The organism is Mesorhizobium sp. M0478 (genome assembly GCF_040321305.1).
GTDB lineage: Bacteria > Pseudomonadota > Alphaproteobacteria > Rhizobiales > Rhizobiaceae > Mesorhizobium.
This window is the reverse complement of sequence record NZ_JAMYRH010000006.1, coordinates 305,885-330,512: the sequence shown is the minus strand read 5'-3', so window position 1 is coordinate 330,512 and position 24,628 is coordinate 305,885. Positions and strand designations below refer to the sequence as shown.

The window sequence follows — 24,628 nt, the reverse complement described above, 5'->3', positions numbered from 1 at the left end:
GGCCTATTGATGGACCTTGGCGTCTGAACGGAGGATGAACAGAAAGGTTCCATCAGCCATGACAAGCAGCCCTTGTTTTCATGGGCGCTTGCAGGCAAAGGTCAGTCCATGTCGCTGCGCCTCGCCACTTTCAATGTCGAAAACCTGATGAACAGGTTCGATTTCTCGGGCTTCCGCAACCAGCTCAACGAAGACCGCACGCTGGCGCTTTTCGACATCCAGAGCGAAGCCGAATACCGGATGCTGGAGCAGGCGCGCGCCATCGCGCAATCCGACGATACGCGCCAGTTGACCGCGCTCGCCATTGCCGCCACCCGTGCGGACATCATCTGCATGCAGGAGGTCGACAACATCGAGGCGCTGAAGGCCTTCGAGTACGGCTATCTCTTCAAGATGGTGGGCGAGGGTTACCGGCAGAAATACACCACCGCCGGCAATGATTCGCGCGGCATCGACGTTGCCTTGATGATGCGCAACGAGACCGCGCAAGGTCAGCCGATCGAGTTCGTGCGCATGACGAGCCATGCCTATGTCACCTTCGAGCAGTTCGGATTGCACACGCCTGAACTCGAGGCGCTCGGCAACCTGGCCAATGAACGCATCTTCCGGCGCGACTGCCTGGAGGTCGACATCAAGGTCGGCGGCGTGCCGCTGACGCTTTATCTCGTCCATTTCAAATCGATGGGCTCGCCGCGCAACGGGCTCGACGGACGCGAGGCGACGATGCCGGTGCGCATCGCCGAGGCGCAAGCCGTGCGCCGCATCATCGAGGAGCGCTTCGGCAAAGAGCACGCAGCCGACAAAAACTGGGCGATCTGCGGCGACATGAACGACTACCGCCAGCGGGTGAAGATCGAGGGCGACGCTGTCGACGGCTACCGCTTCCAGGTGATCGACGAGAGCCAGTCCTGTATCGATGTGCTCACCGCCGGCGGCTTTTGCGAAAATGTCGTCGAACGCCGGCCGGAGATGGACCGCTGGAGTTTCTACCACACGCGCGGGCCGAAGGAGCGGCATCTGTGCCAGCTCGACTACATCCTGCTGTCGAAAGGGCTGGCGGCGAAGAATGCGACGGCGGTTCCCGACATCATCCGCAACGGCCAGCCCTGGCGCACCATCTTTCCGGCGGGACAGGCGGTGGAGCGCTTTCCGCGCGCCGGCTGGGACCGGCCGAAGGCGTCGGATCATTGTCCCGTCGCAATTACCCTGGACATGGCTTGAGCACGGTGAGCTTCGACCTGCCGCGCAACGTCATCCTGCCCGTCGACGAAATCGACGTCCGGCTCGACCCCGGCCCGCATCCGTTCGAGCGCGACAACGCGCAGGCGATCACTGACAACTGGCGGCGCGAGGTCACGGCCAATCCGGCGTTGTTCGACGGCACGGTGGTGCTGCTCTCGGCGCTCGCCTGGCGCGACAACCGGATCGTCGGGCGTTGTCACGCGGTGAAGTACTCGACCTTCCTGCTATGGCGAAAGAACCGGCAGGGGACGGGCGCCGAGCATGCCTATGGCCACGCCATGCTGGTCGCCGGCGACAACGCCCTGGTGGCGATCCGCATGGGCGCGCACACGGTCCCGGCCGGCAGTGTCTACTTCGCTGCCGGCTCGTTCGAGCCGATCGATTTTCGCGATGGCCGCGTCGATGTCGATTTCAACATGATCCGTGAAGTGCGCGAGGAGACCGGGCTTGACCTGACAGGCGCTGCGCGCGGCAAGCGCTACCATGCGCTGTCGACTTCGACCGGCACGGTCCTCTTCCGCCGCTACCACGTCGATGCGCCGGCCGACGAGGTTGCGCGGCGCATCGGCGCCTTCGTCGCGACCGAGACCGAGCCGGAGATCGAGGGGCCGGTGATCATCCGCCACGCCGCCGACCTGCCGGAAGGGCTGGCACCGCATATGAAGCCGCTGGTCGAGTGGCATTTTGGCGGTGGCGGGGGCTAACGGCGCGGATTGTTCTGCGCCGCCTTGCGGTCGTTGCGGGCGGCGACGAGGAACAGGATAACGCCGATGCCCAGCAATCCACCCATGACCATGCCCATCGTCTGGCCGACGACTGCCTGAAAATCGGCGGTGACACGATCGGGATTGGCCATGCCGTAGCGGGCGAGATACCACCAAAGTCCCGCAAGGGCGCCTTCGATGATCACCATCGTCAGAATTAGCCGCGCCTTCTTGCTCATTGCAACTCCTTGACTAGATGCTTTGCTCTAAAATTAGCATCGCAGACCGGACGACAACAAGTATTGCCGATGTCGACAAGCACCCATCCTTGTGGATAGCGGTTGGTTGCGGTGGAGCTGATCTGGCGCTTATTCGTGGCGCAGCGCGTCGATCGGGTCGAGCCTGGCGCCGCGCAGCGCCGGGAAGAAGCCGAACACCATGCCGATCAGCGCCGAAAAACCGACGGCGAGCAGGATGACCGCCGGGCTCGGCGCAAACGGTATGGCCAGCGTTGCCGAGGCGAGGCCGGCCAGCGCCAGGCCGATCAGGATGCCGATAATGCCGCCGAGCAGCGACAGCACCGTCGCCTCGACCAGGAACTGGATGAGGATGTGCTTTTCATGCGCGCCGATGGCGAGCCTGATGCCGATCTCGCGGGTGCGCTCAGTGACCGAGACCAGCATGATGTTCATGATCCCGATGCCGCCGACCAGCAGGCTGACGCCCGCGACGGCGCCCAGCATGCCGGTCATGGTGGTGGTGGCGCTGGCCATGGCGTCGGCGATCTGGGTCATGTCGCGGATCGAGAAATCGTCTTCGCGGTCCGGCGTGATGCGGCGGGTGTCGCGCAAAATGTCCTCGACTCGCGGCTGCAATTCGGTGGTCGGCGTGCGGTCGTCGGCGGCGACGTAGATGTTGTCGATGTCGCGGTTGCCGGCGATGCGGCGCTGATAGGCGGCAAGCGGCATCAAGACGACATTGTCCTGGTCCTGGCCGAAGCCGGTATAGCCCTTGGGTTCGAGCAGGCCGATGATCTTGCACGAGGTGCGGTTGACGCGGATGATCTCGCCCTCGGGTTCGCCGGCGCCGAAGAATTGCTGGCGCACCGTCTCGCCGATCAGGCAGACGCCGGTGCCCGAGCGTGTCTCCGAATCGCTGAATGGGCGGCCCGACACCAGCTTCCAGTCGCGGGCGTCGAGATAGGCGCTGTCGGTGCCGGTGACGCCCGAGGTCAGGCTCTCGGTGCCGAAGATGACGCGGACTTGTTTCTGCGACGCCGGCGCGATGGCGCGCGCACCGGTCAGATGCGCGACGAGGGCGGCTACATCCTTGTCGGCCAGAGGCCGTACCGCCTGGTCGAGCCCGCCTGGTCCGCCAGTGCCTGCCGGGCGGCCGGAACGGACGACGAGCAGGTTCGAGCCGAGCTTGGCGATGTCCGACTTGACCTTGGCGGTGGTGCCGGAGCCGATGGTCAGCATGGCGATGACGGCGGCGACACCGATGACGATGCCGAGCAGCGTCAGGAACGAGCGCAGCACATTGCGGCGGATGGAGCGCAGAGAGAGGCGGACGGTTTCCCAGATCATGACGCCAACTCCGACTTGGCCGTGTCGGACGCGACGTGGCCGTCGAGGAAGCGGATGGTGCGCTCGGCATAATCGGCGACATCGGCCTCGTGGGTGACCATGGCGATGGTCAAGCCGAGCTCCCGGTTCAGCCGCGTCAACAACTCCATGATCTCATGCGTGCGGGCGGTGTCGAGATTGCCGGTCGGCTCGTCGGCGACGAGCAGCGTCGGCCTGGTGACGATGGCGCGCGCGATCGCCACGCGCTGTTGCTGACCACCGGAGAGTTCGGCCGGCGTGTGATGTTCGCGCCCGACCAGGCCGACCTCCGCCAGCGCCTGCATGGCAAGATCGCGGCGCTCGCGGGCCGGCGCGCCGCGATAGATCAGCGGCAGCTCGACATTTTCCGCCGCCGTGGTGCGCGGCAACAGATTGTAACCCTGGAAGACGAAGCCGATATAGAGATTGCGCAGAAGCGCCCGGCGGTTGCGGTCGAGCCGCCCGGCGTCGATGCCCATGAAGGAGTAGGTTCCGGCCGTCGGCGTGTCGAGGCAACCGATGATGTTCATCGCGGTCGATTTGCCCGAACCGGACGGGCCCATGATGGCGACGAATTCGCCACGCTGGATGGCGAGGTCGACGCCGGCCAGCGCATGGACCTTGGCTTCGCCCTGGCCATAGCTCTTCCAGACCGTGTCGAAACCGATGAGGCCCGCGGCCATGGCGTCAGCTCCGCAGCTGCGAGGTCGTGATAACCTCTGCACCTTCATCCAGCCCGGAGGTGATCTCGGTCAGTTCGCCGTCGGTGGAGCCGATCTTGACGTTGACCGGGTGCGGCCGGCCGTTCTCCAGCACATAGAGCGTGCGTGAGCCGTCGGTGGGCGCCTTCACCGGCTGGCGGCGGTTGCCGCCACGACCCATGCGGCCGGTGAACAGATCGCTGAGGCTCCACGTGCGGGCAGCAGGTGCCGATGGCCGATAGCGAAACGCTGTTGAAGGCACGGTGAGCACGCTCTTGGCCTGCCTGGTGACGACCGAAACCGTGGCGGTCATGCCGGGCCGCAGCAAAAGCTCGTTATTGTCGACTTCCAACCGTGCATTGTAGGTGACGACGCCGTCGGTGGTGACCGAGGCGTAGGAGATGTCGCGGATCTCGGCGTCGAACGGCCGCTCCGGAAAGGCATCGACGGTGAAGCGTGCATGCTGGCCTGGTTTGACCGCGCCGATATCGGCCTCGTCGACCGCCGCCACCAATTCCATGTTCCTCAAATCGGCGGCGATGATGAACAGAACCGGCGCCTGCAGCGAGGAGGCGACCGTCTGGCCGGGGTCGACGGAACGCGTCAAGACGATGCCGTCGATCGGCGCATAGATGGTGCTCTTGGCAAGGTCGGTCTGCTGCGCCTTGAGATCGGCCTGGGCGATGGCGAGATTGGCCTGCGCACTATCGAGCGCCGCCTTGGAGCGGTCGCGCGTGGCAGTCGCCGCCTCGAGCGACTGATCGGTCGCCATGCCACGCCTGGTCAGTTCGGCCGCGCGGGTGAGGGCGCTTTCGTTCTCCTTCAGGGTTACCGTGGCGTCCTCGACATTGGCGGCAGCGGCCTTGGCCGAGGCTTCGGCGCGTTCGATCTGGACCTCGAGTTTCACCGTGTCGAGCGTCGCCAGCACGTCGCCCTTCTTGACCTGCTGGTTCTCTTCGGCCGAGACCGAGCGGATGATACCGGACAGCTCGCTTGAAATGTCGACCTGGGTGAGGGGCTGCAGCGTGCCGGTCGCCGAAACCGCGACGGTGAGGTCGGCAATGGTAGCCGGCGTGGTGGTGTAGTCGATCTTGGCCGGGGAGCCGGCAAACCACTGGTAGCCTGCCAACCCGGCGGCAAGTGCGATCAGCGCCAGCAGCGCGTAAAGCCAGCCCCGGCGGCGCGTCTTGCGCACGCCGCTCTGATCAAGCCCGAGCGCCGCCTCGATGGCGGAATCCGATTCCGTCTTTGGCAGATTGACAAGCTGGTCCACGCCGGACCCCTATGAAAGCGTAATGTCCCTAGTTGTGCACAGATCAGGCTTGGTGGTTCGAATATCAAATTAAATTTCGGCCATGTTCGGATTGAGGCGGAAGGTTTTTCAAGATGCAGACCCGCAATTACTTGCTCTACGATGTGTTTACGACGGAGCGGCTGGCCGGCAATCCGCTGGCTGTCGTGCTCGACAGCCAAGGGCTGGATACAGCCGCCATGCAGGCCATTGCGCGCGAGTTCAACCTGTCCGAATCGGTCTTCGTGCTGCCGCCGGACAATCCAAAACATCGCAACCGCATCCGCATTTTCACGCCCGACTATGAAATGCCGTTTGCCGGCCACCCGACCGTCGGCGCCGCGATCGCGCTGGCCGAACTGACGGGCGAGGGCGACGCCGGCATTTTCGTGCTGGAGGAGAATATCGGCCCGGTGCGCTGCGCCGTCAGCCGGCACGATGGCGCCACCTTTGCGGAGTTCGACCTGGCGAAGCTGCCGGAACCGCTGAAGCTCGACGCCGATTCGCAAGCGATCGGCGCAGCCCTCGGGCTGGCGCCGCATGAGATCGGCTTCGAGAATCACCTGGTGTCGTTCTGGTCGGCAGGGGTGCCTTACGTCACCATCCCGGTCGCCAATCTGGAGGCTGCCGCCCGGGTCAAGCTCGACAACCAGGCCTGGTCGGAACTGGCGCCGCGCAAGAGCGAATGGGCCTTCGCCAGCCCGTACGTCTATTGCCGCCAGACGGTGAACCATGACAGCGCCTTCCATGTCCGCATGATCGTGCCGGGCACTCCCTCCTATGAGGACCCGGCGACCGGGTCGGCGGCGGCGGCCTTTGCCGGCGCCATCATGCAGTTCGATGGCCCGACCGACGGCATTTCGCAGCTGTGGATCGAGCAGGGGCTGGAGATGGGCCGGCCATCGCGTATCCGGCTCGAACTCACTGTCGAGGGCGGAAAACTGGCCTCGGCGCGCATCGGCGGCCATGCGGTAAAAGTGGCGGAAGGCAAGCTGTTCGTTTGAGTGGCCCGTGGCTGAGATCGTCGCTGTCGGCGATCCTTCACGCCCCCCTCTGTCCTGCCGGACATCTCCCCCACGAGGGGGGAGATCGGATGTCGCATTGGCTTTCGCCAATCTCCAACGCCGAAAGACAGGCGAAACGGCAAGGCTGCCAATCTCCCCCCAAGTGGGGGAGATGCCCGGCAGGGCAGAGGGGGGCGCTGTCCCGCCGCCGACTCTGGTTTTTGCTTCGCTGCAACACTCGAAACCGAAGCCCGGAGCGATTTGTCGGGAAATGATTCCGGCAGGGCTGGACAGGACCGGTATCGGCGGCTATATGCCCGCCAACGCCGGTTTTTACCGGTCGAGTGGGTGCGTAGCTCAGTTGGTAGAGCAGCTGACTCTTAATCAGCGGGTCCACAGTTCAATCCTGTGCGCACCCACCATTTTTCCGCTGATATTTTGGTTTCCGAGAACGAAGGGATGCCGTTCCTAACGGCTACTCGGTCCCCGCGGCCGCCAAGAGTTCTGCACTTACCAAGCAACAAGCCGTAGCTTGCTCCTTTCGATCTCTGGTACTAATCTGGAGATGGCAGGGGAGGTTTTATTGAGCAAAAAGGATGCTAAAATAATTGAGTTTAAGACCTCGATCGTGAAACACGGAATTGAGGCGGCCACAACTACATATCTTATGGATAGAGTTCCATTTGTTTTTAACAAAGATAGAGAACTATACCGTGAGTGGAAGCGAAAGCTTGGCAAGCTTATAGACATAGACCCTCTAAATATAACTATCATTGGAAGCGGGGGAATTGGCTTCAGCCTTAATCCACATAAGAAATTTAAGTTATTTTCTGCTGATTCTGACATCGATGTAGCAGTTGTCTCTGAGCACCATTTCTCTGTGGCGTGGAGATCTCTCAGGGCAACAAAACTTCCTGATGTTAGATCTTCAAAGGATCGAGAGGCAATAAAAGAGCACAGAAATAACTACATATATTGGGGCTGTATAGCGACCGATAGGGTTTTAAGTTATTTGCCGTTCGTAAGGCAATGGACTGAAGCAACCTCAGCGATGGCTGGCGAGAACCCTACCGAAGAACGAGACGTAAAGATACGGCTCTACCGAGATTATGAATCTCTGAGAGCTTATCACATGAGTGGCATGGAAAATCTATTATCAACGTTGATGGCGAGTTGATGGAAAAGAACTTACTGACATCTACGACACACAATATTGCTTGGCTAAGCAAGCGCTATCAGAACGAGGAGCTTCAACTGAGGCCGCCCTTTCAGAGAAACCCTGTTTGGACAGAGCGCCAGAAGTCATATTTGATAGACACTATTCTGAGCGGCTATCCTATTCCTGAATTGTACATTCAGGAATACACCGACGCTCAGGGCAATGACGCGTATGTTGTGGTAGATGGACAGCAAAGAGTGCGCGCCTGCCTCGAATTCATTCGTGGCGAATTTGCCATGTATGGCAAAGATAGCCCGGATTGGGCGGATATGATTTTTGATGATCTGAGTGAAGAAGAGAGAAAGCGAATCTATAACTATAATTTCATCGTGAGGGTCCTGCCTGACATTCCCGATGTTGAACTCAGGGCTATTTTCAGCCGACTGAACCGAAATGTCGTCGCTCTTAACAAGCAGGAGTTGAGACATGCGACTTATTGGGGAGAATTTATCGAGTCGGTGGAAAAGATTTCGGACAACGAGGGTTGGTCGGATGTTGGGTTGTTCACGCCCAATGACGTTCGGAGAATGCTTGATATTGAGTATGTCAGCGAGCTAGCAGTCGGCTTTTTACACGGGCTACAAAACAAGAAAGAGAGCTTGGATAAATGGTATGAGGCGTACGAGAACGAATTCCCTGACAGGCGTCGCATGGAAAAGGTATTCTTGTCGACTCTTCTCGAAATAATAAAGGTTCTTCCGAATATAAGTAAAACTCGCTGGAGAAAGAAGTCTGATTTCTATACACTTTTTCTTCTTTTATCTGAGTCGGCGAGTGATTTTCCTCTGGCTAGTGATGTCAGAATTCAGCTTGGGAAGTCGCTCACGAAATTTGCAGACGACGTTGACGCGTATCTAAGGGACCCCGACGGTAAAGTGGAGTTTCCAAAGTCGATTAGGGATTACAGCGCAGCGGTCGAACGCGCCGCCTCTGATTTGGCGCGTCGGCGGGTTCGTAGGGCAGAGCTGGTGAAGGCGGTCGAGCAAATTATCTAGCAGTCGTCGGACGGACTGTTGGCAACCGCGTTTACTTCTCCGACACGCCAGCCTCGGCAAAACTCGCCATCCTCGCATGGCATTCCAGTGCCGAGCGGACGATGTTGACGGCGAGGCAGGCGCCGGAGCCTTCGCCGAGCCGCATGCCGAGGTCGAGCAGCGGCGGCAGGCCGAGCGCTTCGAGCAGGCGCCGGTGGCCGGATTCGGCCGAGACATGGGCGGCGATGGTGTGGGCGAGGCCTGAGGGGTGCAGTCGCGCCAGGGGCGCTGCCGCTGCCGTGCAGACGAAGCCGTCGAGCAGCACCGGGACGTTCTTGCGGCGGGCGGCGAGCGTGGCGCCGAAGATGGCGGCGAGTTCGCGGCCGCCAAGGGCGGCGGCGATCTTCAGCGGGTCGGACAGCGCGTCGGCATGGCGCCTGAGGCCGGATTCAATGGCGGTGACCTTGCGCTTCAGCCCGGCATCGTCGACGCCGGTGCCGCGCCCGGTCCATTTTTCAGCCCCGCCGCCGAACAGGGCGGTCGAGATGGCGGCCGCCGGCGTGGTGTTGCCGATGCCCATCTCGCCGAAACAGACGAGGTCGAGGTCGTTCGTCACCGCGTCATAGCCAGCCGAGACGGCGGCGAGGAAGTTTTTTTCGTCCATTGCCGGCACGTCAGTGAAGTCGCCTGTCGGATGATCGAGATCGAGCGGGATGACGTCGAGTTCCGCGCCGGCGATGCGGGCAAGCTGGTTGATGGCGGCGCCGCCGCCGGCAAAATTCGCCACCATCTGCACGGTCACTTCCGACGGGAAGGCCGACACGCCCTGCGCGGTGACGCCGTGATTGCCGGCGAACACGAAGACTTTGACGCGATCGAGTTTCGGCATGTCGCGGCCCTGCCAGCGTGCCAGCCAGGCGGCGAGGGTTTCCAGCCGGCCCAGGCTGCCTTGCGGCTTCGTCAGCGTGTCCTGGCGGCGGGCGACTGCATTGGCGGCGGTATCGCTGCCGGCAGGCAGATCGAAACAGGCGGCGCGCAGTTCATCGAATGATTTGAAGGGCATGGGGAAGGAATCTCCGGGGAAGAATCAGGACAGGGAAATGGAAGCGACGAGCAGGACCGTGATCTCGCCCAACTGCTGCAGGGCGCCGATCGTGTCACCGGTGTGGCCGCCAATCTGGTTGAGGCAGAGCGCGCGCAAGGCGCTGAACACGAGAGCGAGCAGGATCAGTGCGGCAAAGGCGCCGCCGAGCCCCAGAGTCAGAAGCGGGATGGCCCCGAGCACGGCGCCGAGAACAGCTGTCTGGGTCGAGACGGTCCCGGCGCCGGCAGACAGGCCGTCACTGCGCGCCGCCGGCGCCAGATGCATGAACGCGCCGAGCAGGCCGCGCGATGCGGCGTGGGCGGCAATCAGCGCGAAGAGCACGCCTGTCGGATTGGCCAGTTGCGACAGCGCGCTCCAGCGGATGAGCATCGACAGGCCAAGAGCCGAAGCGCCATAGGCGCCGATGCGGCTGTCGCGCATGATCTCCAGTTTTTTATCGCGTGTCTTGCCGCCGCCAAAGCCATCTGCGACATCGGAAAGCCCGTCCTCATGCAGGCAGCCCGTGGCGAGCAGGGTTGCTGCAAGCGCAAGGGCTGCTGCCGGGCCGGGGGCAAGGCCGAGCTGTACGCCCGCGGCGTAGACGACAGCACCAGCCACAGCGACGGCGAGGCCGGCGACAGGCGCCGCCCAGATCGCATCGGCCAGGCTGCGGCCACGAAGGTCGAAGACCGGCAGCGGCAGCCGGGTGAAGAAGACGAGGCAAAGCGCGACGTCGTCGAACGCTTGCCGGGGCGAGGGCACGGAGGTCATGCGCCCCTCGCAATGGCGTGGAAGAAGGTGCCGCTGACATGGCCGCGGCGATAGCCGGAGGCGCCGAGCGGATTGCCCTGGCCGTCGGCGAGGTCGGCCAGCGGCTCGTCATTGCCGGTCGCAATCATCTGCGCATAGTGGAATTCATGGCCACGGATCAGCGCGCCTTGCGGCCCCAGCGGACAGGCGACGCGCAGGCGTGCCTCGCGGTAGCCGAGGTTCATCTTGCGCTTGGCAAAGCTGGTGGAATGGCCGAGCAGGCCAAGCATGGCGTGCGTCTCGCCGGCCGCGTCCTCCAGCGCTTCGCCCAGCACCATGAAGCCGCCGCACTCGCTATGGATCGGCTTGGTCTCGGCAAACCTGGCCATGCCAGCTCGGAAATTGGTCGCCGCCGCGAGGCTGCCGGAGTGGAGCTCGGGATAGCCGCCGGGCAGCCAGCAGACATCGCAATTCTGCACCGGTGCTTCGTCGGCTAGCGGCGAGAACGGCACGATCTCGGCGCCGGCCTGACGCCAGTGGGCGGCGACGTGCGGATAGAGGAAGGTGAAGGCGGCGTCTTTGGCGAGCGCGATTCGTTGGCCGGGCGGCTGCAAGGCATGTTCGAAACTGCCTGATGCCGGCGAAAACGGCGCGGCCAGCGCCATGATGGCGTCAAGGTCGAGGGATTTCTCGACCATGTCGGCGAGGCGGTCGAGATGCGTCATCAGGTCGGCATATTCGCCGGCCTGGACGAGGCCGAGATGGCGCTCCGGCAAATTGAGCGTGGGATCGCGCAGGATGGCGCCGACGACCGGCAGGCCGAGCGTTTCGATCGCCTCGCTGCACAGCTTGCGGTGGCGCTCGCTGCCAAGACGGTTGAGCACGATTCCGGCCATGCGCACATCCGGGTCGTAGGTGGCAAAACCCTTCGCGACGGCGGCCGCCGTCGTCGACTGTCCCGAGACGTCGAGCACCAAAAGCACCGGCAGGTGGTAGAGCCGCGCCAGATCGGCGGCCGAGCCGGTGCGGCCTTGTCCGGCCGGGATGCCGTCGAACAGGCCCATGGCGCTTTCGAGGAAGATAAAATCGGCGTCCTCGGTGGCATTGCCGGCCAACGCGTTGAGCAGGTCAGGCGACATCGCCCAGCTGTCCAGGTTGACGCCGGACAGGCCAGTGGCGGCGGTATGAAAACCCGGATCGATATAGTCGGGGCCGGACTTGGCGCCGCGCACCTTGATGCCGCGCCGGGCGAGCGCGCGCAAAATGCCGATGGTGACGCTGGTCTTGCCGGAGCCGGAACGCGGCGCGCCGATGATGATGGCGCGGGTCATGCGTTACCCGCCAGTGCTGCGCGCATGGCGACGATGCCGCCGACGACAATGAGGGCCGGCGAGGCCAATTCCGCCGCGGCGGCCGCTTCGGAAATGGTGGCGAGTGTCGCGACGACGGTCCGCTCCTGCGGTGTCGTCGCCGAAACGATGACAGCCGCCGGCGTCGACGGCGCCAGGCCGCCTTCGAGCAGCGACGCGGCGATAACAGGCAGATTGGCCATGCCCATATAGATGACCACCGGCTGGCCGGTGCGGGCGATCGCGCCCCAGTCGAGATCGTCATCTGTGCCGGCGGCATGACCTGTCGCCAGGATGATCGCCTTGTTGATGCCGCGCATGGTTGCGGGAATGCCGGTGGCGGCCAGCGCGCTCAGCCCCGATGTCAGGCCCGGCAGGACGCGGAACGGGATTTTTTCGCGCGCCAGCGCCAGCGCCTCTTCGCCGCCACGGCCGAAAATATAGGGATCGCCACCCTTCAGCCTGATGACGCGGCGGCCATCGCGCGCCAGCCGCACCAGCAAAGCGGTGATGTCGTCCTGCTTCATCGACGGCCTGCCGCCGCGCTTTCCCGCAAAGAACAGCTGGGCATTGTCCGCAACGGCGACAACGTCAGAGGAGACCAGCGCGTCATAGACCACAGCGTCGGCCTCGGCCAATGCCGCCAGCACTTCCAGCGTCAGGCAGCCGGGATCGCCGGGGCCGGCGCCGGCCAGCCAGACATGGCCCGGCTCAAGCCGGCGCGGCTTGAAGTTCAGCCGGGCAAGGGCCTGTTCGAGCGTGGTGTTTTCGCTTTTACCGCTCACAATCCGTCCCGTCCCCGGAAACGCCGCTGATAGTGGGCGTCGTACAATGAACTCTCGCCAAAACCTTCCGCTGCCAGCGAGCGGCCGACGAAGATGATCGCCGTGCGCTCCATCGGGTCGGCGGCGAGCAGTGCCTCGATGGTCGCTAGCGTGCCGGTCAGCACGCGCTCGTCCGGCCATGAAGCGCGAAAGACGATCGCCACCGGGCAATCGCCGCCATAATGCGGCGACAATTCGGCGACGATGCGATCGATGGCGTGGATGGCGAGATGAATGGCCAGTGTGGCGCCGGTGCGGCCGAAGCCGGCCAGCGTTTCGCCCGGCGGCATTTTCGAGGCGCGGCCGGAGACGCGGGTCAGCACCAGGCTTTGCGCCACCTCGGGAATGGTCAGTTCGCGGCGAAGGGCTGCGGCTGCGGCGGCGAAAGAGGGAACGCCCGGCGTCAGCGTGTAAGGAATGCCGTGTTTTTCCAGCCGGCGGATCTGCTCGGCCACGGCGCTCCACACCGAGAGGTCGCCGGAATGCAGGCGGGCGACATCGTGGCCGGCCTGGTGGGCTGTCACATATTCGACCTCGATTTCGTCGAGTGACATCGGCGCCGTATCGATCAGTTTGGTCCCCGGTGCGCAGTGTTGCAGCAATTCCGGCGCGACGATCGAGCCGGCATGCAGACAGACCGGGCAGCTTGCCAGCAGCTTGGCGCCGCGCAGTGTGATGCGGGCGGCGGCGCCGGGACCGGCGCCGATGAAATGCACGGTCATGGCGCGTCTCCGCTGATGGCGATGGCGCAGGTGACCGGGCCGAGCACGGTGCGTGGACCAAGCAGCTTTGCACCGGGGCCGGCAACGGCAAGGGCGGAGGCTTCTGAGACGGAGGGTGTGCCGGCGAGATCCTGCGAGAGATCGGATTTGCTGAGTGCCTCCGACGAGACGGCCTGAAGTGCTGCGTCATCAACGATGATGACGGGAAGGTTGAGCGTGCGGCCAGCGGCAGAGATCGCTTCTTCGTCTTTCTTGAGCGCGGCGGTCGCCAAGGCCGACAGCGCCGTTATCGCCAGCCCGTGCGCTTCGAGGGCGGTTTCGATCGCCGCGAGCACGTCTTCGACGCTCACGCCCTTCCGGCTGCCGATGCCCGCCACCATCATGGCTTCACCCAGCTCCACTGGGTGACCGGCATGGCCGGGCGCCAGGCCTGCATCGAACCGACAGGAGAAGCGCGGGAAATGGTGATGCGGGTAAGGTCGCCGCCGCGCTTGATGTGCTCCGCGAGAAGCAGCGCCTCCATCTCCAGCGTCACCGCATTGGCAACGAGACGGCCACGGGATGGCAGCGCCTTGATGGCGGCGTTCAGTACGCCGGCGTCGCTGCCACCTCCGCCGATGAAGATCGCATCCGGCGTGTCCAGCCCGGCCAGTGCCTTGGGCGCCGACCCTTCCACCACGACAAGACCGGGCACGCCGCAATGCGCGGCGTTGCGGACGATGCGGGCGGCGCGGTCGCTGTTGGCCTCGATGGCGATGGCGCGCATCGAGGGGTGAGCGAGCATCCATTCGATGCCGATGGCGCCGGAACCGGCGCCGATGTCCCACAGCAATTCGCCACGCCTCGGCGCCAGCGCCGCAAGCGTCATGGCGCGGATGTCGTGCTTGGTGATCTGGCCGTCATGCTCGAACAGATGGTCGGCGCGGCCAACGCTCAGCGGCAGGATGCGGGCCTCTTGTGTCGATTCAAGCTCAAGCGCCAGCACGTTGAGCGGATTGATGTCTCTGACGTCGAAAGCGTCGGCACGTGCCGAGCGAAGCTTCTCGTTCGGTCCGCCCAGCGCTTCCAAAACCGTCAGCCGCGAAGCGCCGAAGTCGAGCTCTACGAGCAGGCGCGCTATTGTCGCTGGTGCGTCGCCGTCCGATGTCAGCGCCAGGATGCGCGCCCTGGGATGCAGCAGCGGCCGGATCAGGTCGAGCGGCCTTCCATGCAGCGAGATCGTCTCGATGTCCTGCAACGCCCAGCCGAGCCGGGCGGCAGCCAGCGAAATCGCCGATGGCGCGGGGATGACATGCATCTCTTCAGGCTTGACCTTGCGGGCAAGGGTGGCGCCGACCCCGTGGAAGAATGGATCACCGGAGGCGAGCACGCAGACGCGCCGGCCGGCCAGCGCCAGCACGTCTGCCATGCCGGCATCGAATGGCGCCGGCCATGGGCGCTGCTCACCCTTGATGAGCGACGCCACCAGCGCCAGATGCCGCTTGCCGCCGAAGACGGTCTCGGCGTCAGCGATCTGCCGCTTGGCCTCGTCGCCGAGACCCGCTAAACCGTCCTCGCCGATGCCGATCACCGTCAGCCATTTCGGCTTGGCGCCGCGCTTACTCTCAGCAGGCATGATGACCCACCGCATTCTGATCCTTGGCGGCACCAGCGAAGCCCGGCACTTGGCGGGAAAGCTGGCCGCGCGGAGCGATCTGTCTGTCACTCTGTCGCTGGCCGGCCGTACCGAAAGCCCGGTCGCGCAAGGCGTGCCGGTGCGCAGCGGCGGATTTGGCGGCGCCGACGGGCTGGCCGCCTATCTCAGGGAGGCGGGCATCGACCTGCTGATCGACGCGACGCATCCCTATGCGGCGCAGATATCCGCCAATGCGGCGCAAGCCTCGCGCCTGACCGGTGTGCCGATCCTGGCGCTGCGCCGTCCCGGCTGGAAGCCTGTCGACGGCGACCGCTGGACGCAGGTCGATAGGACAGGCGATGCGGTGCACGCGCTTGGATCGACGCCGCGCCGCGCCTTCCTGGCGCTCGGCCGGCAAGAGGTCGCGGCTTTCGAGGCGGCGCCGCAGCATCATTACCTTGTTCGCAGCGTCGATCCGGTCGAGCCGAAACTGGCGGTGCCGGATGCGACCTACCTTCTGGCGCGCGGGCCGTTTCGCGAGGCGGATGAACGCGCACTGCTCGAGGAGCACCGCATCGATGGTGTCGTGTCCAAGAACAGCGGCGGTGAGGCGACCTACGGCAAGATCGCCGCGGCGCGGGCGCTCGGTATCGAGGTGGTGATGGTGCGCAGGCCCATCCTGCCGGAGGTGCCGTCGGCCGAAACTGTCGAAGCATTGGCCGCGATGATCGATCATGGTCTCGACCCCGTCGCGGAGCGCGGCGTGTAGACCAGCGCCGGTTTGTCGCCGCGCTTGATGATCCGTGTTTCCGGCGAACCGATGATGATGCAGGTCGCCATGTCGGCTTTTTGCGCGTCGACATCGGCCAGCAAAAAGACCTCGATGCGCTCGTCCGGGCGGCCGGCGGCGCGGCCGAAGATGACCGGCGTGGTGCCGGGCAGGATGGCGGCCAGGCATTCGAAGGCACGGCCGAGCTGCCAAGGGCGCGCCTTGCTGATCGGGTTATAGAGCGCGATGACGAAGCCGGCGCCGGCCGCCGCCAGGAGGCGCAGTTCGATCAAGTCCCACGGCTTCAGATTGTCGGACAGCGAGATGGCGCAGAAATCATGGCCGAGCGGCGCGCCGATGCGGGCGGCAACCGCCAGCATGGCGGTGACGCCGGGCACGACAGTGACATCGACGGTGCTCCATTCGGCCGGACCGGCCTCGATCGCCTCGCAGACGGCGGCCGCCATGGCGAACACGCCGGGATCGCCGCCGGAGACGACGGCGACGTCATGGCCGTCCGCCGCCTTTACCAGCGCGTCCTTGGAGCGGGCGAGTTCCTCGCGATTGTCCGAGGCGACGCGGGTTTGATCCGGGCGAAGATCAAGCCGGTCGAGATACGGCTTGTAGCCATAGAAGAACTTTGCCTCGGCGACGGCGCGGCTGGCTTGCGGCGTCACTTGATCGGCATTGCCGGGCCCAAGGCCGATGACGGTGAGGCGGCCGCTCATGGCTTGGCTCCCATGACGCCAGGCCGGCCGGACCAGCCGGCAACCAGCACGATGGCGAAATAGGGCGCCTTGTCGTCCGGCTTGTCGGCAAGCCTCATCGTGATGCTGCCGGCCATGGTGCCGCGCTCGACATAGACGGCGCGGGCGAGCTTGCCGGTGGCCTCCAGCGCCCGCCTGATCTTGGGCAGGTTGCGGCCGACCTTCATGATGACGGCGGCATCGGTGTCGGCGAGACGGCGTGTCAGTTCGAATTCGCTCATCGTGCCGGGCAAAACCGTCAGGACATCGTCGCCCTGGACGATCGGCACGCCGGTCTGCGACCAGCAGCCCGACATGGCGGTGACGCCGGGGATGACTTCGGTCGGGAAGCGATGGGCGAGGCGGACATGCAGGTGCATGTAGGAGCCGTAGAACAGCGGGTCGCCTTCGGAGAGCACGGCGACCATGCGGCCGGCTTCGAGGTGTTCGGCGACCTTCTCGGCCGACTGCTCGTAGAAATCGGTGATCTGCGAACGGTAGTCGTCGTGATCCTTGTCGATCTCGGTGGTGACGGGATAGAGAAGCGGCAGTTCCAGCATATCCGGCCGGAAACGCGCCTCGACGATGGCGCGCGCGTTGCTGTTGTTGCCGCGCTTGGCGAAGTAGGCGACGACATCGGCCTCGGCCAGGATGCGGGCAGCCTTCAGCGTCAAGAGCTCGGGATCGCCGGGACCGGTGCCGACGCCGACGAGGCGGCCTTTTGCCAGATCTTCTTTGACAGTTGCGTTCACAGGCCGGGCCTCGCCAGCGAATTGAGCGCGGCGGCGGTCATGGCGCTGCCGCCGAGCCGGCCGCGCACGATGGCGTAGGGCACTCCATAGGAGTTTTCGGCCAGCGCATCCTTGGATTCGGCGGCACCGACGAAGCCGACCGGCATGCCGATGATGGCGGCCGGTTTCGGCGCGCCATCGCGCAGCTTTTCCAGGAGATAGAAGAGCGCTGTCGGCGCATTGCCGATGGCCACGACCGAACCGGCCATGCGTTCGCCCCAGAGGTCGATCGCGGCGGCCGAGCGGGTGTTGCCGATCTGCTTGGCGATGTCGTGCGTGCGCGGGTCGCGCAAGGTGCAGATCACCTCATTGCCGGCCGGCAGCCTGGCGCGGGTGACGCCATGCGAGACCATTTCGGCATCGCAGAAGATCGGTGCGCCGGCCGCCAAAGCGCTGCGGGCGGCGGCGACGAAATCGCTGGAGAAGACAAAATGACTTGATGCTTCGACCTGGCCGCAGGCATGGATCATGCGGATGGCAACGTCGGCTTCCGCCTCGGAGAACCGGGACAGGTCGGCCTCGGCGCGGATGATGGCGAAGGAACGTTCATAGATCGCGTTGCCGTCATGGATGTAGTCGTAGGCGGCCATGCTCATTTCCGTTGTTCAGTTTGTCGGTAAGCCTTGGCGATTGCCGCCGGTCCGAGCCTTGTCAGGCAGGCGGCGGCGGTTTCACCTGGATATCGAGCGCTGCGGACCATCGCTGTGACGCGACCGATGCCGCGCGCGGCGTCATAGCCCGGCCTGTAGCCGGCAGGAAGGGCCTTTGCCGTCGCGTTCACGACAAGTCCGGCTCCGTTTTCGCCGCCGACGATTGTTAACGCGGCAGAGCCGGGGTGAGCGCAGCCCTTGGCGCAGCCGGAAATGTGCAGTGTGAAGTCGAGGATATCAGCGTTTTCGGCGGCGATTGTCTCGGCAATATCGCGCGTGGCGATGCGGCCGGATGCGCAGGCAGGAGTGCCGGGGCAGGCGGCGATGCGGGTGCGCGGGTCGGCGGCGGTGGTAACGAAGCCAAGGGCGGCGGCGGTGGCTCGCAGGGGGTGGTTTGCGGACGACGGTTGGCCGAGGAACAGCAAGGCGCGGCCGGGGGCGAGGCGGATTTCGGCGGTGCCGAGGTTCGACGCTCGGCTGGCAAGGTCGATAAGGTTTTGCGCTGGCATGCTGCCGAAGGGCAGGCCGATGCCGAGGGCGTGGCCGGTGTTCAAGTCGAAGAGGCCAATCGGCGAGCGAGAGCGCTCTACGGCGCCCCCCTCTGTCCTGCCGGACATCTCCCCCACTTGGGGGGAGATTGTGCTGTCGCCGCCGGTTTCGCCAGTTTTCAACGTCGAAGGCGAAGAGCTGACAGCGAAGCTGCTGATCTCCCCCCTTGTGGGGGAGATGTCCGGCAGGACAGAGGGGGGCGCGAAGGAATGCCAACCTGCGAGAGACGCTAGCTGCCTCTCCGACAAATCCCTCGCATGTGCCTCCCGGCCTTTCTCCGCGGTCATCCTGAGGGCAGCAACCGCAATATCGCGCGCTGCATCCTCATCGGCCGTCGCAAGCGGCCTCGCGCTTTGGCCATCGCCGGCAACAGACAAAGCCCACATAACGTTGCCGCCGTCCCGCACCGCCTTCAGCCTGACATCGGCCGTCACCCCATCCATCGTCAACTGCCCGCCGCCATCGACAACCACCGAAACCTTCGGCCCGAGCCTTGGCGTCAGCCCAGCTTCCTCGACCGCAGCCCTGACCCGCTCAGCCAAAGCTCGCGGATCGGCAATCTCCCGCGGATCGATGCCGGCCAGCGGCCCGGTCTCGACCGGCACGCCGGTGCGCACGGCGATGCCCAGCGCATCCACCTCCGCCGCCAGCAGCCCAGCACTTTCCGCTGTCAGGCCGCGTATCTGCAGGTTGCCTCGTGCGGTCACTTCCATGATGCCGTTGCCGTGCCGCAGGGCGGATTCGGCGAGTCGGATCAAAAGCTTGGGCGAAAGACCTCCAGCTACAGGATTAAGCCGCACCAGCAGGCCATCGCCGGTCTGCATCGGCGCCGAGAGAGCCGGACAGGCGCCGCGGCGCGAGAAGGCGTTCATACCGCGACCCCGAGCGCCTCGGCCTCGGCGATCAACGCCGCGAGATCGTCGTCGATCGAGTTGCGCAAGGGATGCCACAGCCCACGCCGGCGCGCCGACAGGAAGCGTTCGGCGATGACTTTGGCTGCGGCCGGGTTTTCGCGCAGGATGAAGGCGCGGACATCGGGAGCACCGACATAGGCATCATGCACGGCCTCGATCAGCGCGCCTGAAATGGCGTGCGTGGTTTCGGCAAAGCCGATGAGGCGATCGACCGTCTCGGCGAATTCCGATGCGCCGCGCGGGCCGTGCCGCATCTGGCCGGCGATGAAACGCGCATTGACGGCTCGCGCCCGCACAACCCGCGACACAGCCTCGCCGACCGAGCGCGGCTTCGGCTTTTGCGGGTCGGTGGTGTCGAGCACGATGACGTCGGCATTTCGGCCCAATGCCGCAAGGGCGGCCGAAAAGCCGCCGATGAAGGCGACATCGGCGGAGCCCTCGAGAATATCGCGGCCGGGATCGTCGCCGGTGTGGACGAGCAGATCGGCCTCGGCGATGCGGGTCTCGAAAGCGCCGGGGGAGGCAATGCCTTCGCCCTCGGCGCCGCCATAGGCATGCGATGTCGCATCGAGATAGGCGCGGCCGATTTCTTCGCGCGCGGCCCAGTCGCCACTCGACAACAGGTCCTCGACGCCGGCGCCATAGGTGCCGGGCGAGGTGCCGAAGATGCGCGGGCCGATCTTGCCATCGGCACGGGTTCTGGCGGCGAGCGGGTTTTCCGAATCGTCCTCGTCGCGCACGGCAACGGCGTTGGCAGCGGCGTCGATCAGCGCGATCTGGGTCGGGAACATGTCGCGGAACAGGCCCGAAATCCGCCAGGTGACATCGATGCGCGGACGGCCGAGCGTGGCCGGCGGCAGCACCTCGATGCCGGTGATGCGGCCGGTGGCACTGTCCCATTGCGGCCGGCAGCCCATCAGCGCCAGGCCTTGCGCGATCTCCTCGCCCCCGGTGCGCAGCGAGGCCGAGCCCCAGAGGTCGATGACCAGAGAACGCGGCCAGTCGCCATGTGACTGCATATAGCCGCGCACGACCTCTTCCGCCGCCGATCGGCCCAGATCATAGGCGGTCGGCGTCGGCATGGTGCGCGGATCGGAGGTGAAGAGATTGCGGCCGGTGGGCAGCACGTCGGAGCGGCCACGCGCAGGCGCCCCGGCCGGGCCGGCCTTGACGTGGCGGCCGTCGAGCGCCGCCAGCAGCGCGGCCTTCTCGGCTTCGGCGCTTTGCCGGCGCATGGCGTCGGGTTCGTCGTCTGGCGCGCGGCCGTAAATATGCAGGCCGTCCTTGATGGCGAAATCCTTGAGGTCGCAGAGCCAGGCGTCGATGCGGCGCAGCGCCTCGTCGGGCGCATCGGTTCCGGCGACGCCGGCTTCGGAGGCGAAGCCGGTCTTTTGCGCCGTGTCGACGATCAGCTTGGCCAGACGATCGCGGCGGCGGCGGTCGAGGCCGTCGGCCTGGACATATTCGTCGACGAGGCGTTCGAGCTTGTGCTGCCCTTCGTCTAGGCCGGCACCGGTCAGCGGCGGCGGCAGATGGCCAAGCGTGACGGCGGCGATACGCCGCTTCGCCTGCGCCGCTTCGCCGGGATTGGAGACGATGAAGGGGTAAATGACGGGCAACGAGCCGGTGACGATCTCGGGGAAGCAGTTTTGTGAGAGCGCTACCGTCTTGCCGGGCAGCCATTCCAGCGTGCCATGAGCGCCGACATGGATGAGAGCATGGATGCGGAGCGATTTGCGCAGCCACAGGCCGAAGGCGATGAGGTCGTGGCGGGGAGGGAGCGTCGGGTCGTGGTAATCGGCGCGGCGGTCGGCCGAGCGGCCACGGTCGGGGGCGAGAGCGACAGTGATGTTGCCGAAGGCGGCGGCGCGGAAGGGGAAGCCGCTCTTGCCCTCCCCCTTGTGGGGAGGGTGGCCCGCAGGGCCGGGTGGGGGTGGTGCACCGCTACCCCCACCCCGTTTCGCGCCATCCGCTTCGCGAATGTCGCGAACCGACCCTCCCCACAAGGGGGAGGGTGAAGGGACGCCCCATGCCGCCTCGACTGCAGCCAGTGCCTCAGCCGGCAAATCCTTTGAGAAGTCCAGATACTCATCCAGCCCCAGCCCACCATCGCTCCGCTCCAACGCGTCCAGCAGCGCACGCGGCGTTTCTGGAATCCCGTCAACGCGATAGCCCTGCTCCTTCAGGTCATGCAGCATGGCCAGCACGCTGGACGGCACATCCAGGCCCACTGCATAGCCAGTGCGGCCGGGCGCGCTCGGATAGTCCGGAATGAGGATCGCCAACTTACGCGTCGCGCGGGGCGTCTGCTGCAACCGTGTGAACGCCGCTAGCCTGTCCGCCACTTGCGCCACGCGATCCGGTTCCGGGCGGTTGGCGAAGGCGCGGTGGCCGAGCGCCGGGTCGGTCTCGCTCTCGCCCTTGAAGGAAATCGCGCCGGCGAGGATGCGGCCGTCGAGTTCGGGCAGCACGACATGCATGGCGAGGTCGGCGGGCGCCAGGCCGCGCTGGTTGTTGTCCCAGACGTCGCGGCGGGTGGTGGCGACGATGACCTGGAAGACGGGCACGCCGGCGCGGTCGAACAAGGTTTCGACGCCCGGTTCGGCGCCGGATGCGAAGGCGGTTGCGGTGATGATGGCGGCGGGGTTGAGCGCGGCCAGAGCAGTTTCGACGAAGGCCAGGGAGGTCGGGTCTTTGAGGCTGGAGACGAAGATCGGGACCGGTCTCATGCCGCGCTGGCGGAGTGCATCAAAGAGAGCATCGATTGGCGCGACATCGGCGGCCAGCAGCATCGAGCGGTAGAAGAGGATGGGGATGATGGGAGAGTTGATGTTGTCTGCGCCGAGTTCCCGCCCACCCCCCTCTGTCCTGCCGGACATCTCCCCCGCAAGGGGGGAGATTGATCTGTCGTCAACGGTTTCGCCAATCTTAGATGACCCAGACAGCTTCCTGTTCAACGGGGCCGAAGAGGAGCCGGCTGTGGTGACGGCTGATCTCCCCCCTTGAGGGGGAGATGTCCGGCAGGACAGAGGGGGGTGTGACGGAACGCCGACATCGGCAAATTCGACCACGCCGCAGCCAGGCTCATAAAACCCGGCTTTCGGCACGCTGACCGGCTCAGCCGCCGCCGCATCCTGCCCAGCCAACCCCGCCAGCCGCTGCATCAGCGCTGCCATATTCTCCGGCCCGCCCTCGCGGAAATAGCCCAGCAGGCCGTCCAGCTCCGCGCGGGGCAGCGTCGAGGCTTCGATCAGCCTGAGATCCTCGTCGTGGCTCTCGCCCGGCAGCAGCGCCAGCTTGATGCCGTTCGCACGGGCAGTCGCGGCAAGCTGGTCGCAGCCATAGCGCCACCAGTCGTAGCCGCCGAGGATGCGCACCAAAATCACCTTGGCGTGGCGGGCGACGCTGTCGATCCAGAGGTCCACGGACATGGGATGGCGCAGGTCGCGCAGCGCCGCCAGCCGCATCGACGGCAGGCGGGCGGCATCGGCCTTCCACGCCGCCGCGAGGCCGGCGAGGTCGCTGTCGGTGAAGGACAGCGCCACGATATCCGCCGGCGTCTGCCCGAGATCGACGGGCTCGGCGAGATCGTCGAGCGAGGCGGATGTGGTGGTGAGTATATGCATTTCGGCTCGTGGTTTGGATCAGCCGGCGAGTATACGCTCGATCGCCGGGCGGTTCAGTCCTTTCAGGCCAATGACGACAAGACGCGAGCGGCGGTCGTCCTCAGCCGCCCAGGCGCGGTCATAGTAATGATTGACGCGCGGGCCGACGGCCTGCAGCAAAAGCCGCATCGGCTTGCCGCCGACATCGACGAAGCCTTTTACACGCAACACGTTTTCCTGTTCGGCGGCGGTGGCGACGCGCTTGGCCAGGTCGTCGGGATTGGCGATCGAGGGGATGTCGACGATGAAGGTGTCGAAATCGTCATGCTCATGATCGAAAGCGCCGTCGTGATGCGACTTGCGGTTCTCGATGTCGTCTTCGACGGTGAGACCGAGGCCAAGCAGCACCGACGGGTCGACCTTGCCATGCGCAGTCGGCACGATTTTTACCGCGCGGGCGGAATGTTCATTGATGATGGCGTTGGCGCGGGCCGAACCGGGGGCGTCCATCAGATCGCTCTTCGACAGGATGATCAAATCGGCGCAGGCGATCTGGTCCTCGAACACTTCTTCGACAGGATCGTCATGGTCGAGCGTCTCGTCCTGAGCGCGCTGTGCCTGCAAAGCGTCCATGTCGTTGGCGACGCGGCCTTCGGCCAGCGCCGGGCCGTCTACCACGGCGATGACACCGTCGACGGTTACCCGGCTCTTCACGCTCGGCCACTGGAACGCCTGGACCAGCGGCTTGGGCAGAGCCAGGCCCGAGGTCTCGATCAGGATGTGGTCAACCTTCGGTGTCAGCGCGAGGATCTTGTCGAGGGCGGGCACGAAATCGTCGGCGACTGTACAGCAGATGCAGCCATTGGCCAGTTCGACGATGTTTTCCTCGGGGCAGGTGTCGATGCCGCAGCCTTTCAGGATTTCCCCGTCGATGCCGATGTCGCCGAACTCGTTGACGATGATGGCGATGCGCTTGCCGCCGGCATTTTCCAGGAGATGGCGGACCAGCGTCGTCTTGCCGGCGCCGAGGAAGCCTGTAACGACAGTGCAGGGAACACGGGAGAGGTTGGCGGCCGGGTTTGAAGCGTTCATCGTCAGTCCTTCAGCATGTCGAGGGGTGGGATGCGGGCAACGAGGCCGCGCTTGAGGCTATCGGGCCGGCCGCGCCACGGGATGAGGCCGTCGGCCGAAGTCGCGAAGAGCTTTGCGCCGGTAACGAGGTCGGCGCCGCTGGTTGCGGTCAGATCGCCGAAGACATAGCTCCAGCAGCCATCGCGCAGGATCGCGGCGCTGAGGCGGCGCTTGCAATTGCCGAGACATTCGGCGGTGCGGACCCGGATATCGCCGGCAGCGGCGCGGCCTGTGTCCTCAGCCAGCAATTCGCCGGCGCGCGGATGGGCGTCGGAACCGGTCTCATCGCGGCAGGAGGCGCAGACGATGACGGTCACGCCGGTCAGGGCGTCGTTGTCGCCGGACGCAATGTCCGTTGTGCCAGCCGAAAAACTGCTGTTCTGGTCCAAA

Annotated in this window: 24 protein-coding genes and 1 tRNA gene; 7 read left to right on the top strand and 18 right to left on the bottom strand. The window is 65.0% G+C overall.

Translation table 11 applies throughout. The features are described from left to right. Window positions 1-108 precede the first annotated feature (108 nt). Window positions 109-1,221: an endonuclease/exonuclease/phosphatase family protein gene (locus tag NKI64_RS17490; RefSeq protein WP_023817987.1), complete on the top strand. Its 1,113-nt coding sequence runs from the start codon at window positions 109-111 to the stop codon at window positions 1,219-1,221. 5 nt (window positions 1,222-1,226) lie between these two features. Further along, window positions 1,227-1,946: an NUDIX hydrolase gene (locus NKI64_RS17485; RefSeq protein WP_352668976.1), complete on the top strand. Its 720-nt coding sequence runs from the start codon at window positions 1,227-1,229 to the stop codon at window positions 1,944-1,946. On the opposite strand, the gene NKI64_RS17480 is transcribed toward NKI64_RS17485, so the two are convergent. The 4 genes from NKI64_RS17480 to NKI64_RS17465 form a co-directional block, all read right to left on the bottom strand. Next, complete coding sequence (locus NKI64_RS17480) at window positions 1,943-2,185, bottom strand: hypothetical protein (RefSeq protein WP_023690325.1); 243 nt, start codon at window positions 2,183-2,185, stop codon at window positions 1,943-1,945. The genes NKI64_RS17485 and NKI64_RS17480 overlap by 4 nt on opposite strands. Window positions 2,186-2,314: 129 nt before the next feature. Continuing rightward, window positions 2,315-3,532 carry an ABC transporter permease gene (locus tag NKI64_RS17475; protein ID WP_023685173.1) on the bottom strand — a complete coding sequence of 406 codons (1,218 nt, stop codon included), beginning with the start codon at window positions 3,530-3,532 and terminating at the stop codon, window positions 2,315-2,317. Continuing rightward, window positions 3,529-4,233, bottom strand: a complete 705-nt coding sequence (locus NKI64_RS17470) for an ABC transporter ATP-binding protein (protein WP_023685174.1) — start codon at window positions 4,231-4,233, stop codon at window positions 3,529-3,531. The genes NKI64_RS17475 and NKI64_RS17470 overlap by 4 nt, the downstream gene beginning before the upstream one ends. A 4-nt stretch (window positions 4,234-4,237) precedes the next feature. Beyond that, window positions 4,238-5,524 carry an efflux RND transporter periplasmic adaptor subunit gene (locus NKI64_RS17465; protein ID WP_352668949.1) on the bottom strand — a complete coding sequence of 429 codons (1,287 nt, stop codon included), beginning with the start codon at window positions 5,522-5,524 and terminating at the stop codon, window positions 4,238-4,240. Window positions 5,525-5,637: 113 nt separating this feature from the next. On the opposite strand from NKI64_RS17465, the gene NKI64_RS17460 reads away from it, so the two are divergent. The 4 genes from NKI64_RS17460 (at window position 5,638) to NKI64_RS17445 (ending at window position 8,760) form a co-directional block, all read left to right on the top strand. After that, entirely contained in the window at window positions 5,638-6,546 is a 909-nt protein-coding gene (locus tag NKI64_RS17460) for a PhzF family phenazine biosynthesis protein (RefSeq protein WP_352668946.1), read from the top strand. Between the two features lie 346 nt (window positions 6,547-6,892). Continuing rightward, window positions 6,893-6,968 (top strand) — tRNA-Lys (locus tag NKI64_RS17455). 161 nt (window positions 6,969-7,129) lie between these two features. Beyond that, a complete protein-coding gene (locus tag NKI64_RS17450; RefSeq protein WP_352668944.1) occupies window positions 7,130-7,723 on the top strand; it encodes a hypothetical protein in 594 nt (197 codons plus the stop codon). Continuing rightward, window positions 7,723-8,760 (top strand): DUF262 domain-containing protein, encoded by a 1,038-nt coding sequence (locus NKI64_RS17445; protein ID WP_023668385.1) that lies wholly within the window; start codon window positions 7,723-7,725, stop codon window positions 8,758-8,760. The genes NKI64_RS17450 and NKI64_RS17445 overlap by 1 nt, the downstream gene beginning before the upstream one ends. Before the next feature lie 31 nt (window positions 8,761-8,791). On the opposite strand, the gene cobT is transcribed toward NKI64_RS17445, so the two are convergent. From cobT to cbiE, 7 genes are read right to left on the bottom strand one after another with little or no spacing between them, the layout of a single operon-like run. Beyond that, window positions 8,792-9,802 carry a nicotinate-nucleotide--dimethylbenzimidazole phosphoribosyltransferase gene (cobT, locus tag NKI64_RS17440; protein ID WP_352668942.1) on the bottom strand — a complete coding sequence of 337 codons (1,011 nt, stop codon included), beginning with the start codon at window positions 9,800-9,802 and terminating at the stop codon, window positions 8,792-8,794. Between the two features lie 24 nt (window positions 9,803-9,826). Further along, entirely contained in the window at window positions 9,827-10,594 is a 768-nt protein-coding gene (locus NKI64_RS17435; RefSeq protein ID WP_352668940.1) for an adenosylcobinamide-GDP ribazoletransferase, read from the bottom strand. Then, complete coding sequence (locus NKI64_RS17430) at window positions 10,591-11,904, bottom strand: cobyrinic acid a,c-diamide synthase CobB (protein WP_352668938.1); 1,314 nt, start codon at window positions 11,902-11,904, stop codon at window positions 10,591-10,593. Before NKI64_RS17430 ends, NKI64_RS17435 begins: the two co-directional genes overlap by 4 nt. Further along, on the bottom strand, window positions 11,901-12,707 hold the full coding sequence (gene cobA / locus NKI64_RS17425; protein WP_352668936.1) for a uroporphyrinogen-III C-methyltransferase: 807 nt from the start codon (window positions 12,705-12,707) through the stop codon (window positions 11,901-11,903). The genes NKI64_RS17430 and cobA overlap by 4 nt, the downstream gene beginning before the upstream one ends. Continuing rightward, window positions 12,704-13,468, bottom strand: a complete 765-nt coding sequence (gene cobM / locus NKI64_RS17420; protein WP_352668934.1) for a precorrin-4 C(11)-methyltransferase — start codon at window positions 13,466-13,468, stop codon at window positions 12,704-12,706. Before cobM ends, cobA begins: the two co-directional genes overlap by 4 nt. After that, window positions 13,465-13,851 carry a cobalamin biosynthesis protein gene (locus NKI64_RS17415; protein WP_023690940.1) on the bottom strand — a complete coding sequence of 129 codons (387 nt, stop codon included), beginning with the start codon at window positions 13,849-13,851 and terminating at the stop codon, window positions 13,465-13,467. Before NKI64_RS17415 ends, cobM begins: the two co-directional genes overlap by 4 nt. Next, the gene (gene cbiE, locus NKI64_RS17410; protein ID WP_352668932.1) at window positions 13,848-15,083 is read right to left on the bottom strand and encodes a precorrin-6y C5,15-methyltransferase (decarboxylating) subunit CbiE; all 1,236 of its coding nucleotides are present in this window, start codon (window positions 15,081-15,083) and stop codon (window positions 13,848-13,850) included. Before cbiE ends, NKI64_RS17415 begins: the two co-directional genes overlap by 4 nt. A 1-nt stretch (window position 15,084) precedes the next feature. Here cbiE and NKI64_RS17405 point away from each other — a divergent pair, with 1 nt between their 5' ends. After that, on the top strand, window positions 15,085-15,852 hold the full coding sequence (locus NKI64_RS17405; RefSeq protein WP_352668929.1) for a cobalt-precorrin-6A reductase: 768 nt from the start codon (window positions 15,085-15,087) through the stop codon (window positions 15,850-15,852). On the opposite strand, the gene NKI64_RS17400 is transcribed toward NKI64_RS17405, so the two are convergent. The 7 genes from NKI64_RS17400 to NKI64_RS17370 are packed head-to-tail and all read right to left on the bottom strand — an operon-like array spanning window position 15,816 to window position 24,627. Then, a complete protein-coding gene (locus NKI64_RS17400; RefSeq protein WP_352668927.1) occupies window positions 15,816-16,580 on the bottom strand; it encodes a precorrin-3B C(17)-methyltransferase in 765 nt (254 codons plus the stop codon). The two genes, NKI64_RS17405 and NKI64_RS17400, sit on opposite strands and share 37 nt — an antisense overlap. Continuing rightward, the gene (locus NKI64_RS17395; RefSeq protein ID WP_031209222.1) at window positions 16,577-17,350 is read right to left on the bottom strand and encodes a precorrin-2 C(20)-methyltransferase; all 774 of its coding nucleotides are present in this window, start codon (window positions 17,348-17,350) and stop codon (window positions 16,577-16,579) included. The genes NKI64_RS17400 and NKI64_RS17395 overlap by 4 nt, the downstream gene beginning before the upstream one ends. Further along, entirely contained in the window at window positions 17,347-17,979 is a 633-nt protein-coding gene (locus NKI64_RS17390) for a precorrin-8X methylmutase (protein ID WP_023746866.1), read from the bottom strand. Before NKI64_RS17390 ends, NKI64_RS17395 begins: the two co-directional genes overlap by 4 nt. 2 nt (window positions 17,980-17,981) lie before the next feature. After that, a complete protein-coding gene (gene cobG, locus NKI64_RS17385; RefSeq protein ID WP_352668925.1) occupies window positions 17,982-19,460 on the bottom strand; it encodes a precorrin-3B synthase in 1,479 nt (492 codons plus the stop codon). Further along, a complete protein-coding gene (gene cobN, locus NKI64_RS17380; RefSeq protein ID WP_352668923.1) occupies window positions 19,457-23,128 on the bottom strand; it encodes a cobaltochelatase subunit CobN in 3,672 nt (1,223 codons plus the stop codon). Before cobN ends, cobG begins: the two co-directional genes overlap by 4 nt. 18 nt (window positions 23,129-23,146) lie before the next feature. Next, the gene (gene cobW / locus NKI64_RS17375; protein WP_023685190.1) at window positions 23,147-24,199 is read right to left on the bottom strand and encodes a cobalamin biosynthesis protein CobW; all 1,053 of its coding nucleotides are present in this window, start codon (window positions 24,197-24,199) and stop codon (window positions 23,147-23,149) included. Window positions 24,200-24,201: 2 nt separating this feature from the next. Further along, window positions 24,202-24,627: a DUF1636 family protein gene (locus NKI64_RS17370; RefSeq protein WP_023685191.1), complete on the bottom strand. Its 426-nt coding sequence runs from the start codon at window positions 24,625-24,627 to the stop codon at window positions 24,202-24,204. Window position 24,628: the final 1 nt, after the last annotated feature.